This window comes from Antarctobacter sp., assembly GCF_965277915.1.
In the GTDB taxonomy this organism is placed as follows: Bacteria; Pseudomonadota; Alphaproteobacteria; order Rhodobacterales; family Rhodobacteraceae; genus Antarctobacter.
Window position 1 is genome coordinate 4338723 of the sequence record NZ_OZ255849.1, and the last position, 24962, is coordinate 4363684.

General features: G+C 64.4%; 22 protein-coding genes and 1 pseudogene. 12 read left to right on the forward strand and 11 right to left on the reverse strand.

The features are described from left to right. The first annotated feature begins 1 nt into the window (after position 1). Genes nusA through infB form a run of 3 tightly spaced genes read left to right on the forward strand, consistent with a single transcriptional unit; the run spans position 2 to position 4784 of the window. A complete protein-coding gene (gene nusA / locus ACQY5B_RS22180; protein WP_420327358.1) occupies positions 2 to 1636 on the forward strand; it encodes a transcription termination factor NusA in 1635 nt (544 codons plus the stop codon). 7 nt (positions 1637 to 1643) lie between these two features. Beyond that, positions 1644 to 2276: an RNA-binding protein gene (locus tag ACQY5B_RS22185; RefSeq protein WP_305967924.1), complete on the forward strand. Its 633-nt coding sequence runs from the start codon at positions 1644 to 1646 to the stop codon at positions 2274 to 2276. Positions 2277 to 2285: 9 nt separating this feature from the next. Beyond that, on the forward strand, positions 2286 to 4784 hold the full coding sequence (infB, locus tag ACQY5B_RS22190; RefSeq protein ID WP_420327357.1) for a translation initiation factor IF-2: 2499 nt from the start codon (positions 2286 to 2288) through the stop codon (positions 4782 to 4784). Positions 4785 to 4865: 81 nt separating this feature from the next. Here infB and ACQY5B_RS22195 read toward each other — a convergent pair whose 3' ends face one another. After that, positions 4866 to 5429 carry a carboxymuconolactone decarboxylase family protein gene (locus ACQY5B_RS22195; protein WP_305967922.1) on the reverse strand — a complete coding sequence of 188 codons (564 nt, stop codon included), beginning with the start codon at positions 5427 to 5429 and terminating at the stop codon, positions 4866 to 4868. Positions 5430 to 5584: 155 nt separating this feature from the next. On the opposite strand from ACQY5B_RS22195, the gene ACQY5B_RS22200 reads away from it, so the two are divergent. Next, on the forward strand, positions 5585 to 6214 hold the full coding sequence (locus tag ACQY5B_RS22200; RefSeq protein WP_420327356.1) for a TetR/AcrR family transcriptional regulator: 630 nt from the start codon (positions 5585 to 5587) through the stop codon (positions 6212 to 6214). A gap of 33 nt (positions 6215 to 6247) precedes the next feature. Here ACQY5B_RS22200 and ACQY5B_RS22205 read toward each other — a convergent pair whose 3' ends face one another. From ACQY5B_RS22205 to ACQY5B_RS22220, 4 genes are all read right to left on the reverse strand, one after another. Further along, entirely contained in the window at positions 6248 to 6370 is a 123-nt protein-coding gene (locus ACQY5B_RS22205) for a hypothetical protein (RefSeq protein WP_420327355.1), read from the reverse strand. 178 nt (positions 6371 to 6548) lie between these two features. Next, positions 6549 to 6947 carry an 8-oxo-dGTP diphosphatase MutT gene (mutT, locus tag ACQY5B_RS22210; protein ID WP_420327353.1) on the reverse strand — a complete coding sequence of 133 codons (399 nt, stop codon included), beginning with the start codon at positions 6945 to 6947 and terminating at the stop codon, positions 6549 to 6551. A gap of 100 nt (positions 6948 to 7047) precedes the next feature. Then, positions 7048 to 8265 (reverse strand): bifunctional glutamate N-acetyltransferase/amino-acid acetyltransferase ArgJ, encoded by a 1218-nt coding sequence (gene argJ, locus ACQY5B_RS22215; RefSeq protein WP_420327351.1) that lies wholly within the window; start codon positions 8263 to 8265, stop codon positions 7048 to 7050. A 4-nt stretch (positions 8266 to 8269) separates the two neighbouring features. After that, the gene (locus ACQY5B_RS22220; RefSeq protein WP_305967917.1) at positions 8270 to 9142 is read right to left on the reverse strand and encodes a peptidylprolyl isomerase; all 873 of its coding nucleotides are present in this window, start codon (positions 9140 to 9142) and stop codon (positions 8270 to 8272) included. A gap of 175 nt (positions 9143 to 9317) precedes the next feature. Here ACQY5B_RS22220 and secA point away from each other — a divergent pair, with 175 nt between their 5' ends. The 3 genes from secA to ACQY5B_RS22235 all read left to right on the forward strand — a co-directional run bounded on the left by secA (position 9318) and on the right by ACQY5B_RS22235 (position 14728). After that, a complete protein-coding gene (secA, locus tag ACQY5B_RS22225) occupies positions 9318 to 12050 on the forward strand; it encodes a preprotein translocase subunit SecA (RefSeq protein ID WP_420327349.1) in 2733 nt (910 codons plus the stop codon). Between the two features lie 128 nt (positions 12051 to 12178). Continuing rightward, positions 12179 to 13153: a translocase gene (locus ACQY5B_RS22230; RefSeq protein ID WP_420327348.1), complete on the forward strand. Its 975-nt coding sequence runs from the start codon at positions 12179 to 12181 to the stop codon at positions 13151 to 13153. A 21-nt stretch (positions 13154 to 13174) separates the two neighbouring features. After that, positions 13175 to 14728, forward strand: a complete 1554-nt coding sequence (locus tag ACQY5B_RS22235; protein ID WP_420327346.1) for a substrate-binding domain-containing protein — start codon at positions 13175 to 13177, stop codon at positions 14726 to 14728. A gap of 7 nt (positions 14729 to 14735) precedes the next feature. Here ACQY5B_RS22235 and radC read toward each other — a convergent pair whose 3' ends face one another. The 3 genes from radC to dnaK all read right to left on the reverse strand — a co-directional run bounded on the left by radC (position 14736) and on the right by dnaK (position 18822). Continuing rightward, positions 14736 to 15500 carry a RadC family protein gene (gene radC / locus ACQY5B_RS22240; protein WP_043140504.1) on the reverse strand — a complete coding sequence of 255 codons (765 nt, stop codon included), beginning with the start codon at positions 15498 to 15500 and terminating at the stop codon, positions 14736 to 14738. Positions 15501 to 15672: 172 nt separating this feature from the next. Next, positions 15673 to 16821, reverse strand: coding sequence for a molecular chaperone DnaJ (dnaJ, locus tag ACQY5B_RS22245; RefSeq protein WP_420327344.1), 1149 nt, complete (start codon positions 16819 to 16821; stop codon positions 15673 to 15675). Positions 16822 to 16902: 81 nt separating this feature from the next. After that, positions 16903 to 18822, reverse strand: coding sequence for a molecular chaperone DnaK (gene dnaK, locus ACQY5B_RS22250; protein WP_420327343.1), 1920 nt, complete (start codon positions 18820 to 18822; stop codon positions 16903 to 16905). Positions 18823 to 19046: 224 nt separating this feature from the next. Here dnaK and ACQY5B_RS22255 point away from each other — a divergent pair, with 224 nt between their 5' ends. Next, positions 19047 to 19649, forward strand: coding sequence for an alpha-ketoglutarate-dependent dioxygenase AlkB family protein (locus ACQY5B_RS22255; protein WP_420327342.1), 603 nt, complete (start codon positions 19047 to 19049; stop codon positions 19647 to 19649). Positions 19650 to 19666: 17 nt separating this feature from the next. Here the strand turns inward: ACQY5B_RS22255 and ACQY5B_RS22260 are convergent, their stop codons facing one another. Genes ACQY5B_RS22260 through ACQY5B_RS22270 form a run of 3 tightly spaced genes read right to left on the reverse strand, consistent with a single transcriptional unit; the run spans position 19667 to position 21756 of the window. After that, complete coding sequence (locus ACQY5B_RS22260; protein WP_420327340.1) at positions 19667 to 20269, reverse strand: SH3 domain-containing protein; 603 nt, start codon at positions 20267 to 20269, stop codon at positions 19667 to 19669. A 13-nt stretch (positions 20270 to 20282) separates the two neighbouring features. Continuing rightward, the gene (locus ACQY5B_RS22265) at positions 20283 to 20879 is read right to left on the reverse strand and encodes a COG3650 family protein (protein WP_305967908.1); all 597 of its coding nucleotides are present in this window, start codon (positions 20877 to 20879) and stop codon (positions 20283 to 20285) included. A 46-nt stretch (positions 20880 to 20925) separates the two neighbouring features. Further along, positions 20926 to 21756, reverse strand: a complete 831-nt coding sequence (locus ACQY5B_RS22270; protein ID WP_420327338.1) for an ABC transporter permease — start codon at positions 21754 to 21756, stop codon at positions 20926 to 20928. A 128-nt stretch (positions 21757 to 21884) separates the two neighbouring features. Between ACQY5B_RS22270 and cysQ the strand changes: the two genes are divergently transcribed. The 4 genes and pseudogenes from cysQ to galU all read left to right on the forward strand — a co-directional run bounded on the left by cysQ (position 21885) and on the right by galU (position 24961). Beyond that, on the forward strand, positions 21885 to 22682 hold the full coding sequence (gene cysQ / locus ACQY5B_RS22275) for a 3'(2'),5'-bisphosphate nucleotidase CysQ (RefSeq protein WP_420327336.1): 798 nt from the start codon (positions 21885 to 21887) through the stop codon (positions 22680 to 22682). A gap of 60 nt (positions 22683 to 22742) precedes the next feature. After that, positions 22743 to 23192, forward strand: a pseudogene (locus tag ACQY5B_RS22280) (glycosyltransferase family 2 protein); the annotation flags it as partial. Between the two features lie 124 nt (positions 23193 to 23316). Beyond that, positions 23317 to 23931 (forward strand): hypothetical protein, encoded by a 615-nt coding sequence (locus ACQY5B_RS22285; protein ID WP_428400354.1) that lies wholly within the window; start codon positions 23317 to 23319, stop codon positions 23929 to 23931. A gap of 139 nt (positions 23932 to 24070) precedes the next feature. Continuing rightward, positions 24071 to 24961, forward strand: a complete 891-nt coding sequence (gene galU, locus ACQY5B_RS22290) for a UTP--glucose-1-phosphate uridylyltransferase GalU (protein ID WP_305967904.1) — start codon at positions 24071 to 24073, stop codon at positions 24959 to 24961. Position 24962 lies beyond the last annotated feature (1 nt).

Consider the following 24962-nt stretch of genomic DNA (forward strand, 5'->3'; position numbering starts at 1 on the left):
AATGGCAATCACCTCTGCAAACCAGCTGGAACTCCTGCAGACCGCCGAGGCGGTGGCGCGCGAGAAGATGATCGACCCCGGTCTGGTCGTCGAAGCGATGGAAGAAAGCCTCGCCCGGGCGGCCAAGTCCCGCTACGGCGCCGAGATGGACATCCGCGTGTCGATCGACCGGCGCACCGGCAAGGCGACCTTTACCCGCGTCCGCACCGTGGTCGAGGACGAGGAACTGGAAAACTACCAGGCAGAGATGACCGTCGAGCAGGCCAAGCAGTACATGGCCGACCCGCAGGTGGGTGACGTCTACTCGGAAGAGGTGCCGCCGGTGGAACTGGGCCGGATCGCGGCGCAGTCGGCCAAGCAGGTGATCCTGCAAAAGGTCCGCGAGGCCGAGCGCGACCGCCAGTACGACGAATTCAAGGACCGCGCCGGCACCATCATCAACGGCGTCGTCAAGCGCGAGGAATACGGCAACGTCATCGTCGACGTGGGCCGTGGCGAGGCGATCCTGCGCCGCAACGAGAAGATCGGTCGCGAATCGTATCGCCCCGGCGACCGCATCCGCTGCTACATCAAGGACGTGCGGCGCGAGACCCGCGGCCCGCAGATCTTCCTGTCGCGGACCGACCCGCAGTTCATGGCCGAGCTGTTCAAGATGGAAGTGCCGGAAATCTACGACGGCATCATCGAGATCAAGGCCGTCGCCCGCGACCCCGGTTCGCGCGCCAAGATCGCCGTGATTTCCTATGACAGCGGCATCGACCCGGTCGGCGCCTGCGTGGGTATGCGCGGCAGCCGTGTGCAGGCCGTGGTGAACGAGCTTCAGGGCGAAAAGATCGACATCATTCCGTGGAACGAGGATGTGCCGACCTTCCTGGTGAACGCCCTGCAGCCCGCCGAGGTCAGCAAGGTGGTCCTGGACGAAGAGGCCGAGCGCATCGAGGTGGTCGTGCCGGACGAGCAGCTGTCGCTGGCGATCGGTCGTCGCGGTCAGAACGTGCGCCTGGCTTCGCAGCTGACCGCGCTCGACATCGACATCATGACAGAAGAGGAAGAATCGAAGCGCCGCCAGGCCGAGTTCGAGGAACGCACCAAGCTGTTCATGGACACGCTGGACCTGGACGAGTTCTTTGCCCAGCTCCTGGTCTCCGAAGGCTTCACCAACCTCGAGGAAGTGGCCTATGTCGAGATCGACGAACTGCTGGTGATCGACGGCGTGGACGAGGACACCGCCAACGAGTTGCAGGCCCGTGCCCGCGACGTTCTGGAAGAACAGGCGCGCAAGGCGCTGGAACACGCCCGCGAACTGGGCGTCGACGACAGCCTTGTGAACTTCGAGGGCCTGACGCCCCAGATGGTCGAGGCGCTGGCCGAGGACGGCATCAAGACGCTGGAAGACTTTGCCACCTGCGCCGACTGGGAACTGGCCGGCGGCTGGACCACCGTGGACGGCCAGCGCGTCAAGGACGACGGCCTGCTGGAGAAATTCGAGGTCGATCTCGAAGAGGCGCAGAACATGGTCATGACCGCGCGCGTCCTGCTGGGCTGGGTCGATCCCACCGAGCTGGAGGCCGAGGCCGAGGAAGGTGACGCAGACCTGTCCGACGACACCGGCGAGACCGAAGAGCAGGAGGCCTGATACCGGCATGACGAGAGGCGGACGGGCCAAGACGCACGACGACGGACCAGAGCGGAAGTGCATCGCCACCGGCGATGTGCAGCCCCGCGACGGGCTGATCCGGTTCGTTCTGGGCCCGGACGGACGGATGGTTCCGGATCTGGCTGGTAAATTGCCCGGACGAGGCGTATATATATCGGCCAACCGGGCGGCGATCGACAAGGCAGCCGCAAAGGGGCTTTTCTCACGGGCAATGAAACAGCCCGTGAAACTCCCCGACGGGCTGTCCGATCTGATCGAACAGATGCTGGCGAAGCGGGTCATCGACCTGATCTCGCTGGCGCGGAAGTCGGGACAGGCCATCTCGGGCTACGAGAAGGTCAAGTCCTGGTTGCAGATGGAAGAGGCCTCGGTGCTGATCCAGGCGGAGGACGGCTCGGGTCGGGGCAAGTCGAAACTGTCGACGCCGTATGGCGGCGATTACATCGGCTGGCTGACGGCAGATGAACTGGGCATGGCCTTTGGCCGACAAACTGTGATACATGCCGCGCTTGGCTCTGGCGGACTCGTGCCGCGTATTGTAGAGGAAGCCCAGCGCTTGAAGGGTGTACGCGTCACGTCAGACGCGGATCGCGGTGGCAGGGGCCACCGGAAAGGATGAAGAAGCTTTATGAGCGATAACGACGGCAAAAAGACATTGGGCGTGCGTGGCGGCGGGGCCCGTTCGGGCAGTGTGAAGCAGAGCTTCAGCCACGGACGCACAAAGAACGTCGTGGTGGAGACCAAGCGTAAGCGGGTCGTCGTCCCGAAGCCCGGCGCCGGTAGCGGCGCGGGTGGCGGCAAGGGCGGCCAGGTCGGCGGTTCGGGTGGCAAGCGCCCGGCCGGCATCTCGGACGCAGAGATGGAGCGCCGCCTGAAGGCGCTGCAAGCCGCCAAGGCACGCGAGGCCGAGGAAGCCGCCAAGCGCGAGGCCGAGGAAAAGGCCCGCGCCGAAGAGCGCGAGCGCCTCCGCGCCGAAAAGGAACAGAAAGAGCGCGAACAGCGCGAAGCCGAGGAAGCGCTGAAGCGCAAGGCCGAGGAAGAAGAGCGCAAGAAGCGCGAGGCGGAGGACGCGGCCAAGGCCGCTGCCGCTGCCGCCGCCCAGCCTGCGCCCAAGGCCGACGAACAGGCCCGCGCCAAGCCCAAGAAGGACGAGGCCCCGCGCCGGACCCCCGACCGCGACGACCAGAAGAGCGGTCGTGGTGGACGTGGCCGTGGCGACGGCGGACGCCGTTCGGGCAAGCTGACCCTGAACCAGGCCCTGTCGGGCGGCGAAGGCGGCCGGCAGAAATCCCTGGCCGCGATGAAACGGAAACAGGAACGCGCACGCCAGAAGGCGATGGGCGGCCAACAGGCGCGCGAGAAGGTGACGCGCGACGTCAAGCTGCCCGAGGCGATCACGGTGGCCGAACTGGCCAACCGCATGGCCGAACGCGTGGGCGATGTCGTCAAGTCGCTGATGAACAACGGCATCATGGCGACCCAGAACCAGTCGATCGACGCCGATACCGCGGAATTGATCATCGAGGAATTCGGTCACCGCGTGCAGCGCGTGTCGGACGCCGATGTCGAGGACGTCATCAAGGAGGTCGAGGACAAGCCCGAAGACCTGCACCCGCGTCCCCCGGTCATCACGATCATGGGCCACGTCGACCACGGCAAGACCTCGCTTCTGGACGCGATCCGGGATGCCAAGGTGACGGCCGGCGAAGCGGGCGGCATCACGCAGCACATCGGCGCCTACCAGGTGACGACCGACAGCGGTGCGGTGCTGAGCTTCCTCGATACGCCGGGCCACGCGGCCTTTACCTCGATGCGCTCGCGCGGGGCACAGGTGACGGATATCGTCGTGCTGGTGGTTGCCGCGGATGACGCGGTGATGCCGCAGACCGTCGAGGCCATCAACCACGCCAAGGCGGCGAAGGTGCCGATGATCGTGGCGATCAACAAGATCGACAAGCCGTCGGCCAACCCCACCAAGGTGCGCACCGATCTGTTGCAGCACGAGGTGATCGTCGAGGAACTGTCCGGTGACGTGCAGGACGTCGAGGTCTCGGCCCATACTGGCCAGGGCCTGGATGAACTGCTGGAAGCCATCGCGCTGCAGGCCGAGATCCTGGAACTGAAGGCGAACCCGAACCGGGCCGCCGAAGGTGCCGTGATCGAGGCGCAGCTGGACGTGGGCCGTGGCCCCGTGGCGACCGTGCTGGTTCAGCGCGGCACCCTGCGTCAGGGCGATGTCTTTGTCGTCGGCGAGCAGTACGGCAAGGTCCGTGCGCTGATCAACGACAAGGGCGACCGCGTCAAGGAAGCCGGTCCCTCGGTGCCTGTCGAGGTGCTGGGCCTGAACGGCACACCCGAGGCCGGCGACGTTCTGAACGTCACCGAGACCGAGGCGCAAGCGCGTGAAATCGCCGAGTATCGTGCCAACCTGGCCAAGGAAAAGCGTGCCGCGGCAGGTGCCGCCACCACGCTGGACCAACTGCTGCAGAAGGCCAAGGAAGACGAGAACGTCAGCGAGCTGCCGGTCATCGTCAAGGCGGACGTGCAGGGTTCTTCCGAGGCCATCGTTCAGGCGCTGGAGAAGGTCGGCAACGACGAGGTCCGCGTACGGGTCATCCACTATGGCGTGGGCGCCATCACCGAAACCGACGTGGGCCTTGCAGAGGCCTCCGGCTGTCCGGTGATCGGCTTCAACGTGCGGGCCAATGCGCCCGCCCGCAACGCGGCCAACCAGAAGGGCGTCGAGATCCGCTATTACTCGGTGATCTACGACCTCGTGGACGACGTGAAGGCGGCGGCCTCGGGCCTGCTGTCGAACGAGATCCGCGAGAACTTCATCGGGTATGCCGAGATCAAGGAAGTCTTCAAGGTGTCGAACGTCGGCAAGGTGGCCGGCTGTCTCGTCACCGAGGGCATTGCCCGCCGCTCCGCCGGCGTGCGCCTGCTGCGCGACGACGTGGTGATCCACGAAGGTACGCTGAAAACGCTCAAGCGTTTCAAGGACGAGGTTGCCGAGGTGCAGTCCGGCCAGGAATGCGGCATGGCCTTCGAGAACTACGACGACATCCGTCCGGGCGACGTGATCGAGATCTTCGAACGCCAAGAGATCGAACGGTCGCTGGACTGATCCCGCTGATAGCACCACATGGAAAGGCCGGCGAAATTCGCCGGCCTTTTTCGTTGGTCGCCTTGTGAGGCTTGGCCCGTTTCAGGCCGCCTTGTCGGTCTTGGACCAGGCGAACTTTTCGAACACCTTGTCGACCGGCGTCCGGGCGAGGTGGTTGGTGTAGTTCGACATGATCTTCTGGCTGTAGCCCAGGATCACATCCAGGATGTTCTGGTGGGTGTAGCCGGCATCAAGGAAGGCTTGCACGTCCTCGTCCGCCACGAAGCCGTTCTGGCGCACCAGTTTCAGGGTGAAGGTCCGCAGCGCTTCCAGCTTGGCCGTGGGCAAGGGCGTTTCGTCGCGCAGGGCGTTGGTGATCTCGTCGTCGACGCCCATCTGCTTGGCGATGCCGGTGTGAGCTGGCACGCAGTAGTGGCATTCGTTCTCGACGTTGATCGCCTGCCAGACGACGGTCAGCTCATCCTTGTCAAAGCTGCTGTTCTGAAACAGCCGGTGCAGGGTTTGGTAGCCCTCCAGCAAGGCCGGCGATTCTGCCATCACCCGATGCAGGCCGGGCAGACGGCCGAAGGCAGCCTTGGAGTTTTCCAGCAGGGGCTTGGACTCTTCGGGTGCGGAGGTTTCGTCGTGCAGGGTGAATTCGGTCATCTTTGTCTCCTTTGGATTGGCTTGATGTGCCGTCTGTGCAGGGAACATAGTTGACTTGAGCGATCACTCAATGCTGGCTTTGAGTGTTCACTCAAACGTGAGCGAGCATGACAAACGCAGGACAAAGGGAGCAGGACCGCCTATATGTGTCGCCCATGACACGAGCACGGCCATATGATCGCGATACCGCGCTTGATGCGGCGCTGACCCTGTTCTGGAAAAAGGGCTATCACGCGACGTCCCTGAAGGACCTGGAGGCTGCCCTGCAGATGAAGCCCGGCAGCATCTACGCCGCGTTCAAGAGCAAGGAGGCCTTGTTCCTGCTGGCGCTTGATCGCTACTACCAGCGCAACAGGCAGACCCTTGCGGACCTGCAGACGGCCCATGCATCGCCTCTGACCGCTTTGGCGGAGTTCCTTCGCTCGTTTGCCAAGGCAGAGGCGGACGATCCCAAGCGGCGCGCCTGCATGGTGGTCCGCACGATGCTGGACGCAACAGAGGGCGAGGCTGCGCTGGCCGTGCAGTCACGTCACTATCTCGACAAGATGACAGGCGAGTTCCGGGCGATCTTCGACGCCGCGAAAGCGGCCGGAGAGCTGCCGGAGGACGCGGATACAGCGCGGCTGGCCCGCCGCTATCAGGCCAACCTGACGGCCCTGCGGATCGAGGCGCAGCGCGGCCTCGAGGCCGACGCTCTGTCCGATCTCTCGGAGGACATGGCCTGTGAAATCGAAGCGATGCGCATGAAAAAAGGGGCCGAGTCGCCCTCTGCCCCCGCGAACTGACTACGACCCGGGTGAAGGCACCCGGAGGACCTTTCAGGCAGGTTTGCCGACGAACAGGTTGTCGCCGACGCGCACCGATATGCGGCCATCGGGGAATGTCTTTTCCACGAGGCCCTGAACCGAAACACAACTTCCGATAACGATTGTCTTGAGCATGACGCACCTCCGGTTGTTTGAGTTGTGGGCAAATTACAACGGTCGCGGCAACAATGCCATAGTCCCTTTGTCTATGTTTCGCGATACTTAGCCCGAAAAACAGGCATCGGCGCGGAAATCGCGGGCAACCGGCAATTGCCCGCTACAAAGTGATGGAAAAAAGGTCAACGAGGCTTGCCTAAAGCCAGTCCCTCAGGATCGGGATCAAGGGAATATCGGCCGGCGGCATGGGGTAGTCGCGCAACTCTTGCATGCGCACCCATTTCAGCGCCTGCCCCTCTTTCGACTGCGGAATCCCGCCCCACTTGCGGCAGGCGAACAGCGGCATCAGCAGGTGGAAGTCATCGTAGCCATGCGAGGCAAAGGTCAGGGGCGCGAGGCAGCTGGACCAGGTCTCGATCCCCAGTTCCTCGTGCAACTCGCGAATCAGTGCGGCCTCGGGCGTTTCCCCCGTTTCGACCTTGCCGCCCGGGAATTCCCAGAGGCCGGCCATGCTCTTGCCCTCGGGCCGCTGGGCGAGGAGGACGCGGCCGTCGGCGTCGATCAGGGCGACGGCGGAGACGAGAATGATCTTCATGGAAACCTGCTCTGGCTGGCGAGGGAGGGAGCGAGGGGCCAGCCCCTCGCGCTCCCCGGAGTATTTATGGAGAGAAGAAACAGGGGCCGCAACGGATTGGTCAGGACCGGTAGTCCGCGTTGATCTGGATGTAGCCGTGGGTCAGGTCGCAAGTCCAGACGGTGGCCTGTCCGGCGCCAAGGCCGATATCGACGTTGATGTCGATTTCCTGCCCCTTGAAATAGGTGGCGCCATCCTCCTCGCGGTAGCTTTCGGCGACCCAGCCTTCGCTGGCGACAAGGGTGTCGCCAAAGCGGATCGACAGCTTGTCCCGGTCGGCCGCGGCGCCGCTCTTGCCGACGGCCATGACGATGCGGCCCCAGTTCGGGTCCTCTCCGGCAAGGGCGGTCTTGACCAGCGGCGAGTTGGCGATGGCCAGCGCATGGGTCCGGGCATCGGCATCCGAGGCCGCGCCGGAGACATGCACGGTGACGAATTTCGTCGCCCCCTCGCCGTCGCGCACGACCTGGTGCGCCAGGTCCAGCATCACGTTGTACAGCGCCTGGGTGAAGTCTGCGTTCCAGGTCACGTCGACGCCGGACGCACCGGTCGCCGCCATCAGCAGCGTGTCCGAGGTCGAGGTGTCGCTGTCCACGGTGATGTTGTTGAAGGTCTTGGCGTTGAGTTCCGACACCAGTCCCTGCAAATCGGCGCGGCCGATGCGCGCGTCGGTGAAGATGTACACCAGCATGGTCGCCATGTCGGGCGCAATCATGCCCGAGCCCTTGGCGATCCCGGCGATTCGCACCGGTTTGCCATCGACGTCGATTTCCGCCGTCGCCGCCTTGGGAAAGGTGTCGGTGGTCATGATGGCACGGGCGGCATCTGCCAGCCCCGCGGGCGAGAGGGCGCCGTGCAGTTCGTCCAGCTTGGCGGTGATGCGGTCATGCGGCAGGCGTTCGCCGATCACCCCGGTCGAGGAGGTGAAGACACGCGATGCCGGCAGGCCGGTTTGCGCCGCCACTGCCGCGCAGATGGCCGAGACGGAGCCTTCACCGGCCTTGCCGGTAAAGGCGTTGGAATTGCCCGAGTTGACGATGATGGCCGCGCCTTCGGCGCTGTCGGCGCCGATCTTGGCCTGGCAGTCCAGCACGTTGGCCGACCGCGTGGCCGAGCGGGTGAACACCCCGGCCACGACGCTGCCCGGATCGAGCAGTGCCAGCATCACGTCCGGGCGCCCCGTGTAGCGCACCCCGGCCTCGGCGATAGCGAACCTTGCGCCCCCGATGACCGGGAGCGCGGGAAAGTCTGCGGGAGCAAGCGGAGACCGGGGAGGCATCGGGTCAGTCCCCCAGCAGGTCGAAGTTGTTCAGGATCGACGTGTCGATGTCCGTGAAATCGAGCCGCGTCACCTCACCGGCCTCGGTCTGTTCCTCGATATAGGCCTGGACCGCGTCCTGCTTGAGCTTCTGCTCGATCGCGGGGCGAACCTGTTCCAGCGGCGGGGCATCCATCGTCCGGGTCTCGTTCAGGGTGATGACATGCCAGCCATAACGCGTCTGCACCGGGTCGGAGACGGCGCCCGGCTCCATCGCGGCCACCGCGTCTTCGAAGGCCTTGAGCATCCGGCCCTTGCCGAACCAGCCCAGCGAGCCGCCGTTGGGACCGGTCGGACCGGTGGAGTTGGCACGCGCCAGTTCCGCGAAATCGGCGCCGTCGGCCAGTTCCTGGATCAGTTCCTTGGCCTTTTCCTCGGTCTCGACCAGGATGTGCGAGGCATTGTATTCGACCCCCAGGTCGGCATCGACGTAATCGGCCTTGTAGGCGGCCTCGACGGCCTCTTCGGTCACCGAACCTTCGGCCACGGCCCGCATCGCCTCGGCGGCCAGCAGCTCGCGCTCTTCGTTGTCCAACGCCAGCTTGACCCGGTGAGTTTCCTCGCTCTTGTCGGACTGAGCCATGGTCTCGTACTGGATCAACCGTTCCAGCAGCCCTTCCCAGAGCTGGTCGGTCGGCGCCTGCTGGAACTGCTCGGGCAGCCCGACGCGCGCCATCAGCATGTGGCCAAAGGTGATGTCCTTGCCGTTGACGGTGGCGACGACGGTGTCGATGGTGATCTCGGCCGGCTTGTCGGCCTCGGCGTCCTGCGCGAGGGCCGGCAAGGCAAGGGTCAGGGCGACCGCCGCAGCCGAGAGTTTCATGAGGGTTTTCGACATCGGTTCTTCCTCTTGATTCGGTGCCGCGTCCCTGGGCGGCGTTGACACTCTACAGCCGTCCCCTTACATGCCCGAAAGGCTCTGCGAGGCCGGTCTTTTCGTTCCGTCATATGGCTCATGTGCGAGGCGGGCAAGCAGATGCCGCACTTGACGCTGGAAACAGGTACATCAGACCATGCTGGGAAAAATCGCGCGCAAGGTGTTCGGCACGCCGAACGACCGTAAGATCAAGGCCACACGTCCGCTGGTGGAAAAGATCAACGCGCTGGAACCGGAGTTCGAGAAACTCGACGATGCCGGTCTGATCGCCAAGAGCGAAGAGTTCAAGGAGCGTATCGAAAAGGGCGAAAGCCTGGACTCGCTGCTGCCGGAGGCCTTTGCCAACTGCCGCGAAGCCGCCAAGCGGGCCCTGGGCCTGCGCGCCTTCGACGTGCAGCTTATGGGCGGGATCTTTCTGCACCAGGGCAACATCGCCGAGATGAAGACCGGCGAGGGCAAGACATTGGTCGCAACCTTCCCCGCCTACTTGAACGCCCTGACCGGCAAGGGCGTGCATATCGTCACCGTCAACGACTATCTCGCCAAGCGGGACGCCGAGTGGATGAGCAACGTCTACGGCGCGCTAGGTCTGACGACCGGCGTCGTCTACCCGCGCCAGCCGGACGAGGAAAAGAAACAGGCCTATGCCTGCGACATCACCTACGCGACGAACAACGAGCTGGGCTTCGACTATCTGCGCGACAACATGAAGTCAGAGCTGGACCAGATGTTCCAGCGCGACCACTATTTTGCTGTCGTCGACGAGGTCGACTCGATCCTGATCGACGAGGCGCGCACGCCGCTGATCATCTCGGGGCCATCCGACGACCGGTCCGAGCTGTACCTGTCCATCGACAAGCTGATCCCGGAACTGGCCGAGGATCACTATACCGTCGATGAAAAGACCCGGAACGTCACCTTTACCGACGAGGGCAACGAGTACCTCGAGCAGATGCTTCAGGCGCATGACCTGCTTGAGGAGGGACAGAGCCTCTATGACCCGGAAAGCACCACCGTCGTGCACCACGTCAACCAGGCGATCCGGGCGCACAAGCTGTTCACCAAGGACAAGGATTACATCGTCCGCGACGGCGAGGTCGTTCTGATCGACGAGTTCACCGGCCGGATGATGGCCGGCCGCCGCCTGTCGGACGGTCTGCACCAGGCGATCGAGGCCAAGGAAGGCTGCGACATCCAGCCCGAGAACGTGACGCTGGCCAGCGTGACCTTCCAGAATTATTTCCGCCTGTACGAGAAGCTGTCCGGCATGACCGGGACGGCGGCCACCGAGGCCGAGGAATTCAGCCAGATCTACGGTCTGGGCGTGGTCGAGGTGCCGACCAACCTGCCGATTGCAAGGATCGACGAGGACGACGCCGTCTATCGCACCGGCGCCGAGAAATACGCCGCCATCGTCGAAGAGATCAAGAAAGCCCATGAAAAGGGCCAGCCGGTCCTCGTCGGCACCACCTCGATCGAGAAATCCGAGATGCTGAGCCAGATGCTGACGCAGGCGGGGCTTAAGCACAACGTCCTGAACGCGCGCCAGCACGAGCAGGAGGCACAGATCGTCGCCGACGCGGGCAAGCTGGGCGCGATCACCATCGCCACGAACATGGCGGGCCGCGGCACCGACATCAAGCTGGGCGGCAACGTGGAATTCCAGATCATGGAAGCCATCGCCGCCAACCCCGACCGCCACCCCGACGAGATCCGCGCCGAGATCGCGGCCCAGCACGAGGCCGACGAACAGGCGGTCAAGGAGGCGGGCGGCCTGTTCGTTCTTGCCACCGAACGCCACGAATCGCGCCGCATCGACAACCAACTGCGCGGCCGCTCAGGCCGTCAGGGCGACCCGGGGCGGTCCTCCTTCTTCCTCAGCCTCGAAGATGACCTGATGCGCATCTTCGGCTCGGAACGGCTGGAAAAGGTGCTGTCGGGCCTGGGCATGAAGGAAGGCGAGGCCATCGTTCACCCCTGGGTGAACAAGTCTCTGGAGCGCGCGCAGGCCAAGGTCGAGGGGCGCAACTTCGACATCCGCAAGCAGCTGTTGAAGTTCGACGACGTGATGAACGACCAGCGGAAGGTCATCTTCAGCCAGCGACGCGAGATCATGGAATCGCAGGACGTCAGCGAGATCACCTCGGACATGCGCCACGAGGTGATCGAGGAACTGGTGGATGCCTATGCCCCGCCCAAGGCCTACGCCGACCAGTGGAACACGCAGGGGCTTTACGCCGCCGTGCTGGAAAAGCTGGGCATGGACCTGCCCATCATCGGCTGGGCCGAGGAGGACGGCGTCGACCAGGAGGTGATCCGCGAGCGTCTGGAAGAAGCCAGCGACGAGATGATGGCCGAGAAGACCGAGGCCTTTGGCCCGGACACCATGCGCCAGATCGAAAAGCAGGTGCTGCTGCAAACCATCGATGGCAAGTGGCGCGAACACCTGCTGACGCTGGAACACCTGCGGTCGGTCGTGGGCTTCCGCGGGTATGCGCAACGTGACCCGCTGAACGAGTACAAGAACGAATCCTTCCAGCTGTTCCAGAACATGCTGGACGGGCTGCGCGAGACGGTGACCGAGCAGCTCAGCAAGGTGCGCCCGATGTCCGAAGAGGAACAGCAGGCGATGATCGCCGAAATGCGCCGCCAGCAGGATGAGATGCAGCGCCAGATGGACCGCGCCGCCGCAAGCGCGGCCCCGGCGCCCTCTGCCGCCGTGCCGGCAGGCGATGCGCCGGCCCCCGAGGCCGTGGCCGAGGGCTTTGACGAGAACAACCCCGAAACCTGGGGGAACCCCGGTCGCAACGATCCCTGCCCCTGCGGGTCGGGAAAGAAGTTCAAGCACTGCCACGGTCGGTTCAGCTGACCCCACGCGGCGGCCCCCGGCGGGCCGCCCGCCCGATTTACGCCTCAATGACTCCGCCTGCGTGCCCAATGCGCGCCATGTTTGCCTCTCATGTTAAAGACTGAGAACAAGGGACAGGAGTCTTCATCATGGTCCGGCTTTCCAGCTATCTCCTCGGCGGCGCAACCCTGGTTTGCGCGCTTGGGACCGGTTACGTGATGCAATACGGCTTTTCCCTGCCACAGCAGGGCGGCAAGGCGGCTGATACCAGGCTGGAAATCTCGGAAATCAAGCAGACGTCAGCGGCCCTTGCCCTGCCCATGATCCCTGCCGACAGGCCGCCCGAGGCGCACCTGCCCGAGGCCCCGGTGGTGATCAAGGCCGCCGCAGAGGGGGATCTGCCCGAGGCTGACCTCCCCGAGGCGTCGGCGGCGGCCGGGTTTTCCTGCGACATCACGATGAGCGCGACACCCATCGCTGGCGCGCTTGTCGACGTCGAGCTGATCGCTCCTTGTCGCGCCAGCGAACGGGTGACGATCCACCATCAGGGCATGATGTTCACCGACGTGTTACAGCCAGACGGATCGCTCTCCGTGTCTGTGCCCGCCCTGGCCGAGCAAGCCGTCTTTATCGCCAGCTTTGCCAACGGCGAGGCCGCGCTGGCCACAACCGCCGTGAGCTCTCTGCCGTTCTATGATCGCGTCGTCGTTCAATGGAAAGGCGACGCCGGGCTGCAACTGCATGCACGAGAATTCGATGCGGGCTATTTTACCGATGGCCACATCTGGGCCGCCCATGCCGGCAACCTGACCGCCGCGGCCAAGGGCGAAGGCGGTTTCCTGTCCCGCCTGGGGAGCGCTGACATACCCGAAGCCCTGTTCGCCGAGGTCTATTCATTCCCCGCCGGCACCGCCAGGCGCGGCGGGGAGATCCTGCTGTCGGTCGAGGCCGAAGTGACGGCAGGCAATTGCGAGACCCAGGTCGAGGCCCAGACGCTGGACATCCGCCAAGGCGGCGATCTTCGCGCCCGCGACCTGACGCTGCAGATGCCCTCTTGCGAGGCCCTGGGCGACTTTCTGGTGTTGAAAAACCTTGTCGAAGACATGACTATCGCCGCCAGATGACAGTCGGGTAACGGTGACTTCATGTCGATCAGTCGTGCGGCGGTATTCGCCGCACTTTTCCTTTTCATACAGGCCGGTTGCGCCCTGGCACAGGACATCACGCTGAAATCGCGGGATGGCAGCATCGCCTTGTCCGGCAACCTGCTGGGGTTCGACGGCGAGTTCTACCGAATCGAAACGCGTTTTGGCGAGTTGACCGTCGACGGCTCGGGCGTGACCTGCACCGGTGTCGGCTGCCCTTCCCTGACCGACTATGTCGCGGAAGTGACGATTTCCGGCTCTGCCAGTGTCGGCCACGGGCTGATGCCTGCCCTGGTCGAGGGTTTTGCCGCCCGCAGCGGGTTGCAGGCAGAGCGTATCGGAACGTCCAGCGGGACCGTCTATGCCCTGCGCAAACCGGGCGGGCGTGTCCTTGGCCGGTTCACCTTTCGCGTCACCAACACCGACAACGGCTTTGCCGACCTGCTGGCGGACGAGGCCGATATCGTCATGGCCCTGCGCGAAATCCGCCCCGAGGAGGCGGCCCGCGCCCGCGCGGCGGGACTTGGGAACCTGACGGCGCCCAACCGCTCTCGCGTGCTGGCGCTGGATGCGGCGGTACCGATCGTGTCGCCGCGCAATCCGGTTGACCGGTTGTCGATCGCGCAACTGGTCGATGTGCTATCGGGTCGGATCACCAACTGGTCCGATCTGGGCGGCCCGGATGCGCCGATCACGCTGCACCTGCGGGGCGAAGGCTCTGGCATGGTGCAGGGCTTGCAGGACCGCCTGTTGCGCCCCGCACGCCTGGAACTGGTTGACGGCGCACGACGCCACGACAGCAACACCGCGCTTGTCCGCGCGGTGGCGGTCGATCCCTTCGGGTTGGGATTGGCCAGCTATGCCGAGACGGGCGTGACCCGGCCGCTGGTGCTGGCCGGGGCCTGCGGCTTTACCCTGCGGGCGGCGCGGCGCAGCATCAAGACCGAGGACTATCCGCTGACGGCGCCGATGTTCCTGTATATCCCCGCGCGGCGCCTGCCCAAGCTGGCGCGCGATTTCCTGGCCTATTCGCACGGGTCGTCGGCCCAGATCACGATCCGCAAGGCCGGTTTCATCGACCAGGCCCCCGAGGAAGTTGCGTTGGATCTGCAGGGCAACCGCCTGGCCAATGCCATCGCCGTCGCAGAGGGCGAAGAAGGGCTGGCGGCCCTGCAGGACATGGTGGCTACGCTTGGGCCGATGCAACGCCTGACAACCACCTTCCGGTTCGAAACCGGATCGACAAAGCTGGACGCGCAGTCCCGCTCCAACGTCCTGGCCCTGGCCCGCGCGCTGGAGGCCGGGAACCATGACGGACGTGAGCTTGTCTTTGTCGGCTTCTCGGACGGGGTGGGACCGGCGGCGGCCAATCTGGACATCGCGCGGCGACGGGCCGAGGCCGTGCGCACAGCGGTCGAGGACGCGGCCGAAACGGCTGACCTGGACCGGGTGCAGATCAGCGCCCGGGCCTTTGGCGAGGCCCTGCCGATGGCCTGCGACGACAGCGCCTGGGGGCGCCAGGTAAACCGGCGGGTCGAGGTCTGGGTCCGCTAGGGGACCGTCAGAGAAGCCCCTCGCTGCGGAAGCTCAGCTCTCGTGATTTCCCGATCACCAGGTGATCGTGCAGCGTGATGCCCAAGGCATCGGCCGCCACCTGGATCTGTGCCGTCATGTCGATATCTGCCTGGCTGGGTGTCGGATCGCCGGACGGGTGGTTATGCACCAGGATGAGCGCCGAGGCGTTGAGCTCCAGCGCCCGTTTCACCACCTCACGCGGGTAGACGGGCACATGATCGACTGTGCCGCGCGCCTGCGGCTCGTCGGCGATCAGCACGTTCTTGCGGTCGAGAAACAGGATCCGGAACTGTTCGGTGTCGCGGTGGGACATGGTGGTCTGGCAATAGTCGATCAGCGCGTCCCAGCTGCTGACCACCTGTTTGCGCAGGACCCGCGACCGCGCCAGACGGTGCGCGGCCGCCTCGACGATCTTGAGCTCCGTCACGACGGCCTCTCCGACGCCATTGACCTCTTTCAGGCGATGCAGGGGGGCCGAGACGACACCGTTGAAATCCCCGAAGGTTTCCAGCAGCAGGCGCGCCAGTGGCTTGACGTCCCGCCGCGGGATGGCCCGGAACAGGACCAGTTCCATCAATTCGTAGTCCGGCAGTGCCTCGGCGCCGCCGATCAGGAACCTCTCGCGCAGGCGCGCACGGTGATCCCGGATGTAGGACGGCAATTTCTGCGCCCCCGGTCCGGGCCGGGCGGGTGCCTCGTCATGATCGAAGAGAGCAGCCTGTGAGTCGGAGAAATGCGGTCCTCGGGTCATGCCTGCGATGGTGGTACACCGAAGTGAACAGTTGGTTAACGAACCTGAACAATCTGCGAACGCAAAGGCGCCACGCACGGCCCGTGCATGGCGCCTGTCACGTCGGGAGCGCCCCGTGATCTGACCGAACCCTCCACTGGAGGCTTCGCCGCGCGGAGCGCGGTGCGTCAGATCACCCCTTCATGGAGTCCCAGAAATTCTTCACCGAGGTGAAGAAACTGTGCGATTCCGGGTTGTTGTCTTCGGCCAGGGATTCGAACTCACGCAGGAGTTCCTTCTGTTTCGACGTCAAGTTGACCGGGGTTTCCACCGCAAGCTCGATGAACATGTCACCGGCGGCCCCGCCGCGCAGCGCCGGCATGCCCTTGCCGCGCAGGCGCATCTGGCGGCCGGACTGGCTCCCCGAGGGGATCTTGACGCGCGAGCGTCCGCCGTCGATCGTCGGCACCTCGATGTCACCGCCCAGCGCGGCCACGGTCATCGAAACCGGCACGCGGCAGTGCAGTTCGGCGCCGTCACGTTCAAAGATCTTGTGCGGCTCGACCTCGATGAAGATGTAAAGATCGCCCGGAGGGCCACCCCGCATCCCGGCCTCACCTTCGCCCGCAAGGCGAATGCGGGTGCCCGTTTCCACGCCCGCGGGGATGTTCACCGACAGGGCGCGTTCCTTCTGCACCCGGCCCGCGCCGCCGCAGTTGTTGCAGGGGTTCTTGATGATCTGGCCCAGGCCCGAACAGGTCGGACAGGTCCGTTCCACGGTAAAGAACCCTTGCGTCGCGCGGACCTTGCCCAGGCCCGAACAGGTCGGGCAGGTGGTCGGTTCTGCCCCGCCTTCGGCGCCCGAACCATTGCATTCATCACACTGGATCGAGGTCGGCACCTTGATCGTCTTTTGCAGGCCGTTGTAAGCCTCTTCCAGCGTCACGCGCAGGTTGTAGCGCAGGTCAGCCCCGCGGGCCGCACGCTGGCGCCCCCCCTGGCGGCCCCCCATGAAATCGCCGAAGAGATCGTCGAAGACGTCCGAAAAGGCGCTGGCGAAATCGGCGTTGCCGCCACCCATGCCACCGCCGGGACGCGGGCCGCCGCCCATGCCGCCTTCGAAGGCCGCGTGGCCGAAGCGGTCGTAGGCCGCCTTCTTGTCGGCATCCTTCAGGACGTCATAGGCCTCGTTGGCCTCCTTGAACTGCGACTCGGCGTCCGGGTTGTCGGCGTTGCGGTCCGGGTGCAGTTCCTTGGCCTTCTTGCGGTAGGCTTTCTTGATCTCGTCTGCCGATGCACCGCGCGCGAGGCCGAGTACGTCGTAATAGTCTCGTTTGGACATGGTCGTCCTCCTCGTTGCGGAACGTCATGGGGCCGGCCCGGTGTCCGGACCGGCCCCAGATTGGTTCCGAGGGCGCTGGCCTCAGGCCCGCTTGTTGTCGTCGAGATCCTCGAAATCGGCGTCGACGATGTCGTCGTCGCCCGGACCCGCGGCGTCATCGGCGGCCTCGGGGGCGTCAGTGCCCTCCTCGGCCTGGGCCTTGTAGATCGCCTCGCCCAGCTTCATGGCCGCTTCGGTCACGTTCTGGATCCCGCCCTTGAGCTTCTCGGCAGTGACGTCGTCCTTTTCGAGATCGTCCTTGAGCGCGGCCACGGCCAGTTCGATCGCCTCGACGGTCGAGGGATCGACCTTGTCGCCATGTTCCTCGATCGACTTCTCGGTCGAGTGGATGAGGCTTTCGGCCTGGTTGCGCGCCTCGACCAGCTCCTTGCGGGCCTTGTCGGCGTCGGCGTTCTCTTCCGCTTCCTTGACCATGCGCTCGATGTCGTCATCCGACAGACCGCCCGAGGCCTGGATGGTGATCTTCTGCTCCTTGTTGGTGCCCTTGTCCTTGGCACCGACAGAGACGATGCCGTTGGCATCGATGTCGAAGGTCACCTCGATCTGCGGCATGCCACGCGGCGCCGGCGGGATTTCCTCGAGGTTGAATTGGCCCAGCATCTTGTTGTCCGCGGCCATCTCGCGCTCACCCTGGAAGACGCGGATCGTCACGGCCGACTGGTTGTCCTCGGCGGTGGAGAAGATCTGCGACTTCTTGGTCGGGATGGTGGTGTTGCGGTCGATCAGGCGGGTAAAGACACCGCCCAGTGTCTCGATGCCGAGGCTCAGCGGGGTCACGTCCAGCAGAACCACATCCTTGACGTCACCCTGCAGCACGCCGGCCTGGATGGCGGCGCCCATCGCGACGACCTCGTCCGGGTTCACGCCCTTGTGGGGCTCCTTGCCGAAGAACTTGGTCACTTCCTCGATGACCTTGGGCATACGGGTCTGACCGCCGACCAGAACGATCTCGTCGATCTCGTCCTTGGAGATGCCGGCATCCTTGAGCGCGGCCTGGCAGGGCTTGATCGAGTTCTTGATCAGGTCGCCGACGAGGCTTTCCAGCTTGGCGCGGGTCAGCTTCATCACCATGTGCAACGGCTGGCCGTTGGAGCCCATCGAGATGAACGGCTGGTTGATCTCGGTCTGGGTCGCCGAGGACAGTTCGATCTTGGCCTTTTCCGCCGCCTCTTTCAGGCGCTGCAGGGCCATCTTGTCCTTGGTCAGGTCGACCTGGTGCTCTTTCTTGAACTCGTCCGCCAGATAGTTGACGATCCGCATGTCGAAGTCTTCACCACCCAGGAAGGTGTCACCGTTGGTCGACTTCACCTCGAACAGGCCGTCGTCGATTTCCAGGATGGTCACGTCGAAGGTACCGCCGCCAAGGTCATAGACCGCGATGGTTTTCGAATCCTTCTTGTCGAGACCATAGGCCAGCGCGGCGGCCGTCGGCTCGTTGATGATGCGCAGCACTTCCAGACCGGCGATCTTGCCGGCGTCCTTGGTGGCCTGACGCTGGGCGTCGTTGAAGTAGGCCGGGACGGTGATGACCGCCTGTGTCACTTCCTCGCCAAGATAGCTCTCGGCGGTTTCCTTCATCTTCTGCAGCGTGAAGGCCGAAACCTGCGAGGGCGAGTATTTCTCGCCACGGGTTTCAACCCAGGCGTCGCCGTTGCCGCCGTCGATGATCTTGTAGGGGACAATGTCCTTGTCCTTGGTGACCTCGGGGTCACCGACGCGGCGGCCGATCAGGCGCTTGACCGCGAAAACGGTGTTTTCCGGGTTGGTCACGGCCTGCCGCTTTGCGGGCTGGCCGACGAGTCGCTCATCTTCGGTGAAGGCGACAATGGAGGGGGTGGTGCGTGCACCTTCGGCGTTCTCGATCACGCGGGCCTGGGAACCATCCATGATGGCCACGCAGGAGTTGGTGGTGCCGAGGTCGATACCGATCACTTTACCCATGTTTCGATCCCTTTCATTCTCAAGGCGATGTCACGAGGCGACGGACCCGCTACGGCATCCAGCCCCGTATGGTGGTCGCCGGGCACGCTGCAAGGGGCGTGCCCGGCGTTCGGAGGACATATAAGGAGGGCCATGAGGGCCTGCAAGCGTCCTGATGACTGCATTTGACGGCTTTCTCGTTAACATCGGTTGGCATCCGGCCCGCTTTCCTTGACAACCGCCACATGACCGATGCGATCACGCAAAAAGGCTTTGTCATACATCCCGGCTTTCTCGACCGCCCGGCGCAGGAGGCCCTCGTGGACCGCCTGCGCGAGGTTCTGGCACGGGCGCCGCTGTTCACGCCACGCACGCGGCGCGGGCCGATGTCGGTGCGGATGAGCGCCGCGGGCACATTTGGCTGGTACAGCGACAGCAAGGGCTATCGCTATGAACGGCGCCACCCGGACGGCATGGACTGGCCGCCGATCCCCGAAGAGGTGCTGACAATCTGGCGCGGTGTCTCGGGCTGTGCGCGGCTGCCGGAATGCTGCCTGATCAACTGGTACAGCGAGGGCGCCCGCATGGGATTGCACCGCGACGAGGACGAGGCCGATTTCTCCTGCCCGGTGATCTCTGTCTCGCTGGGGGACGAGGGGCTGTTTCGCATGGGCAACGTGGACCGCGGCGGCAAGACCTCGTCGATCTGGCTGAAATCCGGGGACGTGGTGGTGATGGGGGGTGAGGCCCGGCTGGCATTTCACGGGGTGGACCGGATCCGCTTCGGCTCGTCCACGCTGTTGCCGAACGGCGGGCGCATCAACCTGACGCTGCGGGTGGTGACCTGAGCATTCGGGCCGCGGTCCTAGTCTGACAGCGCGCAGCAGCCGGAATAGACATATCCATCCGCGCCAGTGACGATCAATGTCGCATCCAGCCCGAATTCATTGTCGGACATGCCGTCGTCGCAATAGGCCCCCGCCACGACAAGCGCCAGGTCGCGGCTGCCGTCCGTGCCCTGCAGGACGTACTTTTCCAACGGGTTGTAGGCCCTCTGGAACAGGCCGACGGAAAACCTGTCGCCGGATTCGTAGTTCATCGGTGTCCGGACCAAGGCGTCCTGTCCCGCGAACACCTCGACATCCCAGAAGGGTTCCGTACCGCCGCAGGTCACGCGGCGGACATTGGGCAGATCGCCGTCTGCACGCGGAGAGAGATAGCGCAGCGAGGCCCAGCCGGGCTGTTCTCCGGTATTCACGAGGCCCCAGTTGCCCTCGGCCCGGACCACCTCGACCGCGCGGGCGTCAAAGGCCAGTTCGCCGACCTTGTCGTGCCCCGCACTCGGCCCGGCTCGCAGGTTCAGCACGTCGTCAGAGGCCACGCCCACGACGTCATGCAGGCGCGGATAGCTGTCCTGGGCCGCGGCGGCGGTGCCAAGGACCAGCAGTGCAAGCAGACCCCTAAGCATCGCCGCCCCCGCCTCAGTTCACGTCCAGCGAACAGCAGCCGGTGTAGACCTGCGTTTCATAGCCGCCGATCACCACCGCGCCGGAATAGCCGAACTTGTAGTCGGACATGCCGTCGGTGCAGATTTCATGCGTCATGACCAAGGTCACATGTTCGCCCATCTTGGCGCCCAGCAGGGCAAAGGGGTGATCGCGGCTGGTGGCGGTGGTCAGGTTCGAGGCGCTGAACACCTTGTCGTCGTCATCCGGTCGGGTGAAGGTCAGCTTGTCGTCCTGAACCACGGTCGCGCTCCAGAACGGTTCGGTGCCGAAACACTTGAACTGGTAACCCGCGGGCAGCTCGGTGCCCTCCTGGCGCTCCATCGACTCCAGCGGTACCCAGCCGGACAGGCCAGCGACGTTGACCCGGCCCCAGCCGTCGTCTTCCTCGATCACCTCGACCAGCCGGGCATCATGATCCAGCGCGCCGATCACGGTGCCGTTCTCGGTGGGGCGGGTGCGCATGTTCAGCACATCGCCGTCATCGACCCCCGTGACATTGTAGAGCGCCGGGAAATCCTGCGCCGAAGCTGCCCCTGCAAGGCAAATGAAAATGGCTGCAAATCTATTCATTACTCTCGTCCTTATAGCCGCGCCCCGGCCCGGAAGAGAGAGTGCGTCAGCGGCGCGCGCTCCACGAGGCCGAAGCGTGTTTGCGGGTGTAGAACTCACCCATGAGACCAATCATTACGAGGATGATACTCAGGTACAAAGCATATTCCGAGTCGGAATTCCGGGGGTTGTAATCCACGAAAGCGTACCCCCGCGACTGGTCGATGGTGTGGAAAAGGGGATTCCAGTCGAACATCACCAGCATGTAGCTGGGCAGGGTATTGGCCACGAACATCTTGCCGCTCGCGATCATGTTGGCGCGCTGGTACACGGTCGAGATGATGCTGACCGGCGTCGGGAACCAGGGCTTGGCCGCCAGGAAAACCAGCCCGATCGCCCCGCCCGAGAACCACGACAGCAGGATCATCGCCATGCAGCCGATGGGATCGTGGATCTCCTGCATGACGCCCGGGTTGAAAGCCACGTCGTAGACGAAGAGAATCACCATCAGCGACAGGATCTGGATGTAGAGCGTCGAGATCATCGCCGAGGCGATGGCGATGGCCGTGTTCATCGGCGCATGCTGCATCATCGGGCTGGCGGGCCCTTCGGAGCCGGCGACGGCGCCCAGCGTCTTGGTGTGCGTCATGAAGAGAAAGACGCCGGTCATGATGTAGACGAGGAAATCGCCGCGCAGGGCCGCGCTGCGCATCCCGAGGATCTGGAACATGAAATAGAACGCCAGAACGAAGATGATCGTCTGCAGCATGTTCATGAAGATCGCGATGAAGGCATTTCCATGCGTCTTGCGCACCGCGCGCACGGAATTGTGGTAGATCAGTTCAAGGATGTAGATGAATGATCCCAACCGGGAGCGCGGTCTTGAAGCCTGAAACATCTTGCCTGCTCCGGGTGCGTCCTTGCAATCGAGCGCACACTTGTCGTTCTTGGTTGTGGGCAGCATAAGACCCGCAAGCTTTCAAATCAATAAACCCGCGCGGGGCCCGCGCGGTCTGGAGCCTTGTCATGAACTATTCCGAACTGACCACCGTGATGCGCCGACTGGCCCTGCAGGCGGGCGAAAAGATCATGGAGATCTACAACTCCGACGACTTCGAGGTCATGGTGAAGTCGGACAACAGCCCCGTCACCGTCGCGGACGAGGCCGCCGACGCGCTGATCTCCGAAGGCCTGCGCGCGGCCTTCCCGGACGTGGCGCTGGTGACCGAGGAACAGGCCGACAGCCACGATGTCTCAGCGATGACCTTCCTGATCGTCGACCCGCTGGACGGCACCAAGGAATTCATCAAACGCCGCGGCGACTTTACCGTGAACATCGCCCTGGTCGAGGATGGCGTGCCGACGCGGGGTGTCGTCTATGCCCCCGCCAAGGGCCGCATGTTCTTCACCGACAGCGTCGGCAAGTCGGTCGAGGAAACCGGCCCCTTCGACCTGGAAACAACCGGTGAGACCACGCCGATCAGCGTCACCGACCCCGACAACTCCAAGCTGATGGTGGTGGCGTCGAAATCGCACCGCGACCAGGCCACCGACGACTACATCGCCAAGTATGACGTCAAGGACATGACCAGCGCCGGTTCCTCTCTGAAATTCTGCCTTGTCGCCACCGGCGAGGCCGATCTCTACCCGCGCCTGGGCCGCACGATGGAATGGGACACCGCCGCCGGTCATGCCGTCCTGCATGGCGCGGGCGGCCGGGTGGTCCGGTTCGACGACCACACCCCGCTGGCCTACGGCAAGGATGGGTTCGCCAACCCCTTCTTCATCGCCTACGCCCCGGGGGTGGACTTGAAAGAGGCCTGAGCCAAAGTGACCCCGCCGGTCAGCATCGTCATCGTCAGCCGGGACCGCCCGGCGGCGCTGATGCGGTGCCTGACCGGCGTGGCGCAACTGGACTATGCCCCGTTCGAGGTGGTCGTCATCGCCTGCCCCGCCGGGGCAGAGGCGGTGACCAGCCGCCCGGATGCCCCCTGGATCAAGCTGGTTCCATACGACGAGGCCAATATCTCCAGCGCCCGAAATCTGGGCATCGGTGCGGCGAGCGGTGAAATTGTCGCCTTTGTCGACGATGACGCAGTACCGGAACCGCTCTGGCTCCGGCACCTCGTGGCGCCCTTTGCGGACACCCGCGTGGCCTGCGCCGGCGGCTATGTGATCGGGCGCAACGGCATCTCGTACCAGTGGCGGGCGCGGACGGTCGACGTGACCGGCACCGCCCATGACCTGGACCTGCCCGGCGACGACGCCGTTGTCCCCACCCCGCCCGAAGGCCAGGCCATCAAGACCGAAGGCACCAACATGGCGGTGCGCCGGTCCGTGCTTGCAGAGATGGGCGGATTCGACCCGGCTTTTCGGTTCTACCTGGACGGGGACCTGACGGACCTGCCCCGAGAAGGCGCGAACCTGCGTCTTGCCGCCCGGGGACACCTGACCGCTGGTGCCGCTGGCGCAGGTGCATCACGGCTTTGCCGAAAGTCCGCGCCGCGCCAGGGACCGCAGCCCGCGCGACCTGACCCAGATCGGCGCGTCTCAGATGATCTTTCTGCGCAAGCATTGCCCCGAGAAGGCGCGCAAACCCGCCTGGAGGGCTTTTGTCCGCGCCCAGCGCCAAAGGCTGTTGCGTTTCATGCAGCGCGGGCCGCTGGATCCGGGAGACGTGATACGGCTGATGCGGGGGCTGCGGCGGGGCGGAAAGGAGGGCGCGACCCGCCTCTTCGGCAGCACCCCGCCCATGCCTCCGCCGGCACGTCCTTTCCTGTCCTATCCCGGTCACCCCGATGCACCGCGGCTGCACCTTTCGGGGCGCCCCTGGCAGTCCGCCCGTCTGCGTGCCGAGGCGGCGAAAGCCGTGGAAGGCGGCACGATCGTCAGCCTGTTCGTGTTTTCGCCCACGGCGCGGCGCCACCGGGTAACTTTCACCCCCGAGGGGATATGGCTGCAATCGGGCGGCACCTTCGGTCAAAGCGTGCGCGAGGGCCCCGCCATTCGGCCGTGGTTCTTTTCTTCTCGCGTCTCGTCAGAGATTATGCGAATTCAGAAAGCGCGAAGCTAATGCGCCATCGTAGGTCCGAAAGGCCCTCAATGACATATTGCGAACACAACTTTACCAAGGTTTTTGCCCTGCCCTAAGGTATGAAAGCCGCAAGGCCAGGCTCTGATCGGCCCGAAGGCAAGGACATATGGAGACTGTAATGAACACGAAAGTCACCAAGGCGATCTTTCCCGTGGCGGGGCTTGGCACCCGTTTCCTCCCGGCCACCAAATCCGTTCCCAAGGAAATCATGACCCTGGTGGACCGGCCCCTGGTGCAATACGCCATCGACGAGGCCCGCGCCGCCGGAATCGAGGAATTCATCTTTGTCACCTCGCGCGGCAAGGGCGCGCTGGAGGATTATTTCGACGTGGCGCCCCAGCTCGAAGAGCAATTGCGCCAAAAGGGCAAGGACAAGCTGCTGGATATCCTGCTGTCGACCAACATGGACTCTGGCGAGATCGCCTATATCCGACAGCACAAGGCCCTGGGCCTCGGTCACGCGATCTGGTGCGCCCGTCGGCTCATCGGCAACCAGCCCTTTGCCGTGATGCTGCCCGATGACGTGATCGCTGCGGAAAAGCCCTGCCTGCAGCAGATGGTCGAAGCCTATGCCGAGACCGGCGGCAACATGGTCGCCGCGATGGAAGTGCCGCGCGACAAGGTCAACGCCTACGGCGTGCTCGATTGTTCCGAGGACATGGGCCACATCGTCAAGGTGCAGGGTATGGTCGAGAAACCCAAGGCCGACGAGGCTCCGTCGAACCTGGCCGTGATCGGGCGCTACATCCTGTCTCCGGAAGTGTTCAAGCATCTTGAAAACCCGAAAACCGGCGCCGGGGGCGAGATCCAGTTGACCGATGCCATCGCCAAGGAAATCAACGGCGGCGGTGTCTACGGCTACCGATTCAACGGCCAGCGATTCGATTGCGGCTCGAAGGCCGGCTTCCTGCAGGCGACCGTCGCCTTTGGCCTGGCCCGCGACGACCTCAAGGATGACCTGGGCGCCTATCTCGACGAACTGGCCGTAACCCGCAAGGCGGCGGAATAAC